Source organism: Fusobacterium sp., from assembly GCF_032477075.1.
Classification (GTDB): Bacteria; Fusobacteriota; Fusobacteriia; order Fusobacteriales; family Fusobacteriaceae; genus Fusobacterium_A.
Map to the genome: position 1 here is coordinate 1 of NZ_JAWDXO010000077.1, position 6,387 is coordinate 6,387.

Consider the following 6,387-nt stretch of genomic DNA (forward strand, 5'->3'; position numbering starts at 1 on the left):
TATCTCAAATTCTGTGTATGTTCTTCCATTATCTCTTTCAAAAGCTTCTGAACTTTTCCAAAATATCATTGGGTCTTCTTTAGCAAACATAGGCATATTGCAGTTTTCTTTATATACTAAATCTTCATATTTTTCTTTATTAGAAAAGTTTCCTTCACGATTAATATAATCATGGTGGTCTGGTGCAAATTTTCCTTCTCTTCTAACATAATCAAAGTGATCTATTGCAGAAGTATTATTCTTAGTACTATCTTTAACTTGAAATCTGTATATAGCCACTTCAACTCTCCTTAATTTTTCTTTCTTTTTTTCCTCATAAGACACCTACGGTAAGAAGCAATCAATTTTAACCTTTGGTTAAAGGGTGCAGGTACTCCTGCCACGTCGTTTCAGAGAAACGAGGATACGTGCGTCTACTAAAAACATCATGAGCAGGTTACTGCTCGTTTTTAGGTAGGCGACTCTTTTTTAATTTTAATTTTACTACACTATTGTATTTTTTTCAAGTATCTATAAAAAATAACTTGATTTTAATATTAGTTGTTGTATAATAATAATTACAATGGGTTTTATATTCTAAATGGGTTATATTTAGTCCATATATTGCCCATTGAGTTTTATAATAAAACCATCTATCATTTTTATCAATTTTAAACTATATTTCCGTATTAATCAAAAGAAAAATAAAATTTTTGTTTTATATTTTAAATAGAGTTTTTTTATAAAAAACATGTGTTCTATTTTAGGAAATAATGAAAGTAGAATTTTATTGCATATTGAATTTATTAAAAATTATTTAAAGAATAAAAAATTTAGATATGATAATCTATTTTTTATATACCTCTCGTTTTATTATTTACCTCTAAAAACTTTTTCATCTCTTTTTTCGAGTTTAGCTACACCTAGGAACATAAAATCTTTTAAATTCAATTTTATAAAGTTTTAAACTCTTCTAAAATTAAATTTATCTATTTCAATTCATGATATGGCTTTTAAAATCTATTTTGACTTTATTATTTACCTCTAAAAAGTTTTTTATAACTTTTTTCGAGTGTTTTATTGATTGAAAAACAAAAACGCTTTAAAATCAATTTTACAAAGTCAGAATACTTTTTCAAAAAATAAAAAAAGAGCTGACATTTGCTAGCTCTTTCATAAATGTGTGCTTACAGTTGCTTTGTACTTCTTTTATAGATATTTATAGAATATATATCTTTTGTAATTTCTATTTGTAGTTTATCTTTTGGTTCTAGAAATGTAACATACAAATCCAAAATTTTATTTAGAGGGATTTCTTCTAATTCTACAAACCAAATAAAATCATTTGTCATTACTGAATTTTTGGAACGCTTTATATGGTTGATAAGATTTTTATAATGTTTCCACTTATGTTTTGTGTCATATGGAATTAGCCTAACTGTATAAAGTATAATAATCACCTCCTACTAAAAGCTACCACCAAAAATATTATATCAAAAAATAGAAAAAAGAGCTAGTTTTCCCCCTAGCCCTTTTTACGTGAAGTTCTAATTTACATTACTTGTTGTTAAATAAATTATATCATAAATCATAAAATTTGTAAAAACTATTTATTAACTTTTTCTGCTAATGCTTTTCCTGGTTTAAATTTTACAACTTTTTTTGCAGGAATAGTCATTTTCAATTTCTTTGTATAAGTCTACAAATTCTTTTTTAGTCATTTATTGTTCCTCCCTGATAAGCTTATATGATATACTGAAATTATACTTTGTTAATCATAATACAGTCAATCTTTATTATTAAAAATATCTTAAATAAATTTAACAAAAAAAATAATAAAAAATTTTCTTATGAATCTTTAAAGATAATCTTTTATCTTTATATTCTTTAATATATTTAGGACTTCTGAAACTCCTAATTTTACTGGCTTAGAAAGGTGTAACTTGGTAGAAGATGTCACTTAACTTGGTAGTTAATGTCAGTTTACTTGGTAGAAGATGTCACTTAACTTGGTAGTTAATGTCAGTTTACTTGGTAGAAGATGTCACTTAACTTGGTAGTTAATGTCATATTCACAGAAAAGTATTTTTTGAAAATATATTTATTCCAAAATTGTCTAAAAATCTTAAATAAAAATAAGACTTAATATTTATTTGGTAGCTAATGTCATTTTTTTAGTAAAAGCGAAAAATTATTTTATAAATATATTTTCATTATCATTTAAAATATGAAAATACTGTAAACTTATTTTTTTATCATTTCATATCTTTAAAACTTGTTTTTATAAAAAATAAAAAAAGGATCTTGGTAATAAATGTCACTTAACTTGGTAATTAAAACTTTACTACTACCAAATAAAATGTTATAATTAAACCATCTAAAAGATAGAGGGTGTTAATAATGTCAAATATAGTAAAATATCATAACGATTTAAATAAAATTTCTTTTTCTAATTTTTCAGAAAAAGAGGTTAATTTATTTTTTTCCTTACTTTTTTTATCTAAAGAACAAGGGAAAGAAAAAATAGTTCTGAATTTTTCAGAATTAAGAGAGCTTTCTAATGGCGATATTCATAGTAAAAGATTTATAAAAGCATTAAATAATATAAATGAAAAGATGATAAAACTACATCAAAAAATTATAATAGGGAAAAAAACCTTCATTTTCACTCTTTTTAATTTATTTATTATTGATGAAGAAGAGAAAAAATTAACAGTCCAAATAAATGAAAATTTTTATTATATGTTAAATGATATAATAGGAAATTATACAAAATTTGATTTAATAGAATTTGTAAATTTAGATAGTACATATAGTAAATCTATGTTCAGATTATTAAAACAGTGGGAAACAGTAGCAGAGAAAGAATTTGAACTAGAAGAATTGAAGTATATACTTGGAACTCCCCCTAGTTATGATACAACTAACTTTAATAAATTTGTATTAAAACCAGTATTAAAAGAATTACCCCAATATTTTAAAGATTTAAAATTAGAAAAGAAAAAAACTGGTAGAAAAGTAACTCATTTAAAATTTACTTGGAAAATAAATAAAGAAAGAATGAAATATCTTAAAAATAGGGAAAAAGAGGTTGTTGAAATAGTAATATCAGAAGAACTTTCAGAAGTAATTGAAAAAGTAAAAAAGAATAGATTTATTGCACCATTTTTAAATAATAGAAACATAGAAGAATTACTAAATAACTTTGATGAAAAATCTCTTATAATTGGATTAAATTGTTGTAATAGAACAATAAAAAAAGAAATAACAAGTATAAATTACTTAATAAAAGCAATAGAAAGTGAATGTTTGAAAAAATCTACAGAGAAAAAAGTAATAATAGGATAGAAGACAATCCAATGACAAAAAAATTCTTTGCAATGGGCTATGAAATAGTACCAGATGAAGAAAAATATGGGGAAATGGAACCACTTGATGAAAAGACTGAAAAAGAATTAGAAAGAATAAATAAAATGACAAGAGAAGAGTTAATTGAAGAATTTACAAGAGGCAAAAGCCCTGAAATAGAAAATAAGAAAAATGAGGTAGGAGAAAAATTATTGTTAGCATATAAAATGCGAGATAAAATTAAAGATAAGAAAAGTACAACATATTTAGCAAATGAGCTTTTTATTCTTGAACTCCATGAAGAATTAGATGAATTACAAGCTAAAGCAGAAGAATTTAAGAAAAAACAAATAAAATAATTATGAATTAAGACAACCTAGAGGTTGTCTTTTTTTTGAAAACCAATCCAGCCTTGACCTCCTGTAAATTTTTATTAGGATAATAACAATAAATAAAAAACTAAGTAACACATGTGTTACTTAGTTTAAATAAAAAATAAAAAAATTCGGTGTTGACACATAACATTAAATAAAGTATAATAAAGTATAAATAAAAAAAGAGGCAACCAATATGATATACCCCTATCTCGCAAATAGATTATATCATATTTTGCCTATAAAAACAAGGAGGATAAATATGGTATTACATTATAATGAAGATGGAAGTATTAAGATAACAATGAAGTTTAAAGGGAAAATAATAGAAGCAACATTTCCTGATAAAAAAGCATATGAAAACTTTTTATCAATAATTTATTAAAACTAAGTAACACATGTGTTACTTAGTTAAATGAAAGGAAAAATATGGAAAAAAAATTAAATATCAGTTTAGCATTAAAAAAAGATGGAAGGATCAGCCAAGCAAGAATATCTTTATCTTCTGATGTTATTGAGCATTTAAAAATAACTGAAAATGAAAGGAAAATAAAGATAATTTATGAAAAAGAAAAGATACAAATACAGAAGATCGAAACAAAAAGTGAGTTTGAAGAAATAATTGTAAAAGAAGAAAATAAATTAAAGAAATTTCAAACCTCTAAAAATTTAGCACTTGAAGGAAGTGGAGATAAAGGAACTGGAAAAACATATTATAATTGGAAATTATTTATTCCACTTCCAATTATAAATGATTGGAAAATAACAAAAGAAAATAGAGAAGTAATTTTATCTAAAGAAATTGACAACAAAATCATAATTAAACAATATGATACTAGGGAGAAAGATATGGAAAAAAAAGAAAATCAAATTTCATTAGACACAAAAAATAAAGTAGAAATAAAAAATGGAATAATTTTTGATGTTAAAAATAATAAAGGGGGAGTAGGAAAAACTGAAATTGCTAAAGAATTAGGACATGGTTTTTCTTTATTAGGGAATAAAGTATTAATAATTTCTACAGACGCCCAAAATAATATTATAGATGATTTATATCCAGAAGAATTTATTGTAAAAAAGGGATTAAAGGAAGATGTATTTTATGGAACTGGAGAAATGTTAAGATTAAGAGAAAATCTTTACTATATGCCTTTAAAAGAATATAAATTTTCAGATAAATTCTTGAAAGCTATTCCAGAATATTTAGATAAAAAAAGAAAAGAATTTGATGTGATAATTATAGATTCTCCACCTTTATTAGAAGTGGATAAAGTTTTTGTAGAATGTGCAGATAAAATCATAATACCTACTTTTTGTGACAGAAAAACAATAAAAGGAGTTTTGAATTTAATTAATTCAGATAAAACTGTTTTGGAAAAAATTAATGCAATAGTAATAAACAGATATGAAGACACAAAAGTTCAAAAAGAATGGAAAAATGCGTTGTTAGAAGCTTTGAATGGAACTAAAATATTGTGTAGTACAATTCCTAAATTATCATTTATAGAACAGATGATTAATAATCAAAAGACAATATGGGAATATTCAAACCAACAAGCTTTAGAAATACAAAAAACATATACAGAATTATTATTTAATTTGATGAAATAAAAGGAGAAAATAATGGCAAAAATAAATCCAGCAGAAATGTTAAAAGAACAAATGGCAACTTTAGCAGAGAAAGAAAAAGAAAAAGAGGAAGAAAAATTAAAAGAACATGAAGCTAAAATTTTAGCAAATATTCCAATTATAGAAAATAAAAAAGAAATAAATATTGTTAAAGAAGATGTTCCATATTTAGAAATCATAGATGAAATAGCAGAAGATGAAGAAACACAAAATTATTTAAAAGATAATTCTTTAAAACTTTTAAATATAACAGCCAATGCAAGTATAGAATTAGGAAAAATATATGAAGAGGTAGCAGAATTTTTATCAAAAAAAGGAAATTCAGAAGGAATTTATGTTAAATGGCTGGAAGCTAATGGAATTAATAAAATGACAGCTTTACGTCATAGGAAAAAATATAGATTATATGTGGAAGTAAAAGAAGAATATAGAAAAACAGTTATTCTTTTACCAACAAGAGCAATTGAAAACATTTTTAAAGATGAAGAAGAAAAGAAAATTGTGATAGAATATATAAATAAAGGTAGTTCTGTTGAAGAGATTAAAAATTTGTTAGAAGGAAAGCAAATAGAAAATGCGGAAAATAAAAAAATAAATTTTGAAATTGATGATGTAGGAAATATGACAGAAAAGGCTCAAGTAATTTTTACAGAATTCAATCAAAGGATAGAAAGATTACCAGATGATAAGAAGAAAAAAGTAAATGATTTATTAATAAGAATAGAAAAAATTTTAATGACTGAAGAATAAAACTAAGTAACACATGTGTTACTTAGTTTATAATAAAAAAGGAGCAGCCATGACAGAAATAGAAAAAAGAAGAAAAGAAGTAGAAAAAGCTAAAATTTTATCAAGAGTAGACGGAACAGGAGAACTAAACACAGAAACAGCTCAATGGTTTGAAGATTATGCTGAAGGAAAAATATCGTATGAAGAACTAGGAGAAAGAATAAAAAAGCAACTTCTTAATTTAGCAAAATGAATAATAAAAAAGGGGAATATTCATGAAATATTTTGATCCATATTTAAATGAAAATGGAGTTCTTAAAAATAAATT

The 6,387-nt window shown here is 23.9% G+C and carries 7 protein-coding genes and 1 pseudogene; 6 read left to right on the forward strand and 2 right to left on the reverse strand.

Annotated features, from left to right (window positions below; genetic code table 11):
• Both E6771_RS15900 and E6771_RS15905 read right to left on the reverse strand, forming a co-directional pair.
• Positions 1-279 (reverse strand): annotated as a pseudogene (locus tag E6771_RS15900) (hypothetical protein); the annotation flags it as partial.
• A gap of 1,306 nt (positions 280-1,585) precedes the next feature.
• Positions 1,586-1,657 carry an HU family DNA-binding protein gene (locus tag E6771_RS15905; protein ID WP_410054686.1) on the reverse strand — a complete coding sequence of 24 codons (72 nt, stop codon included), beginning with the start codon at positions 1,655-1,657 and terminating at the stop codon, positions 1,586-1,588.
• A gap of 722 nt (positions 1,658-2,379) precedes the next feature.
• On the opposite strand from E6771_RS15905, the gene E6771_RS15910 reads away from it, so the two are divergent.
• The 6 genes from E6771_RS15910 (at position 2,380) to E6771_RS15935 (ending at position 6,312) form a co-directional block, all read left to right on the forward strand.
• A complete protein-coding gene (locus E6771_RS15910) occupies positions 2,380-3,327 on the forward strand; it encodes a replication initiation protein (protein WP_316092335.1) in 948 nt (315 codons plus the stop codon).
• Positions 3,285-3,686, forward strand: coding sequence for a hypothetical protein (locus E6771_RS15915; RefSeq protein ID WP_316092336.1), 402 nt, complete (start codon positions 3,285-3,287; stop codon positions 3,684-3,686). Before E6771_RS15910 ends, E6771_RS15915 begins: the two co-directional genes overlap by 43 nt.
• Positions 3,687-3,963: 277 nt before the next feature.
• Positions 3,964-4,086 (forward strand): hypothetical protein, encoded by a 123-nt coding sequence (locus E6771_RS15920; RefSeq protein ID WP_302429367.1) that lies wholly within the window; start codon positions 3,964-3,966, stop codon positions 4,084-4,086.
• A gap of 44 nt (positions 4,087-4,130) precedes the next feature.
• Positions 4,131-5,312, forward strand: a complete 1,182-nt coding sequence (locus E6771_RS15925) for a ParA family protein (RefSeq protein ID WP_316092338.1) — start codon at positions 4,131-4,133, stop codon at positions 5,310-5,312.
• A gap of 12 nt (positions 5,313-5,324) precedes the next feature.
• Positions 5,325-6,080, forward strand: a complete 756-nt coding sequence (locus E6771_RS15930) for a hypothetical protein (RefSeq protein WP_316092339.1) — start codon at positions 5,325-5,327, stop codon at positions 6,078-6,080.
• A 49-nt stretch (positions 6,081-6,129) separates the two neighbouring features.
• The gene (locus E6771_RS15935) at positions 6,130-6,312 is read left to right on the forward strand and encodes a hypothetical protein (protein WP_316092340.1); all 183 of its coding nucleotides are present in this window, start codon (positions 6,130-6,132) and stop codon (positions 6,310-6,312) included.
• The last annotated feature ends 75 nt before the right edge of the window (positions 6,313-6,387 follow it).

Bases quoted from the DNA above. Each gene is read 5' to 3' on its own strand.
- E6771_RS15910 (WP_316092335.1), top strand. From the start codon at position 2,380: ATGTCAAATATAGTAAAATATCATAACGATTTAAATAAAATTTCTTTT.
- E6771_RS15915 (WP_316092336.1), top strand. From the start codon at position 3,285: ATGTTTGAAAAAATCTACAGAGAAAAAAGTAATAATAGGATAGAAGAC.
- E6771_RS15920 (WP_302429367.1), top strand. From the start codon at position 3,964: ATGGTATTACATTATAATGAAGATGGAAGTATTAAGATAACAATGAAG.
- E6771_RS15925 (WP_316092338.1), top strand. From the start codon at position 4,131: ATGGAAAAAAAATTAAATATCAGTTTAGCATTAAAAAAAGATGGAAGG.
- E6771_RS15930 (WP_316092339.1), top strand. From the start codon at position 5,325: ATGGCAAAAATAAATCCAGCAGAAATGTTAAAAGAACAAATGGCAACT.
- E6771_RS15935 (WP_316092340.1), top strand. From the start codon at position 6,130: ATGACAGAAATAGAAAAAAGAAGAAAAGAAGTAGAAAAAGCTAAAATT.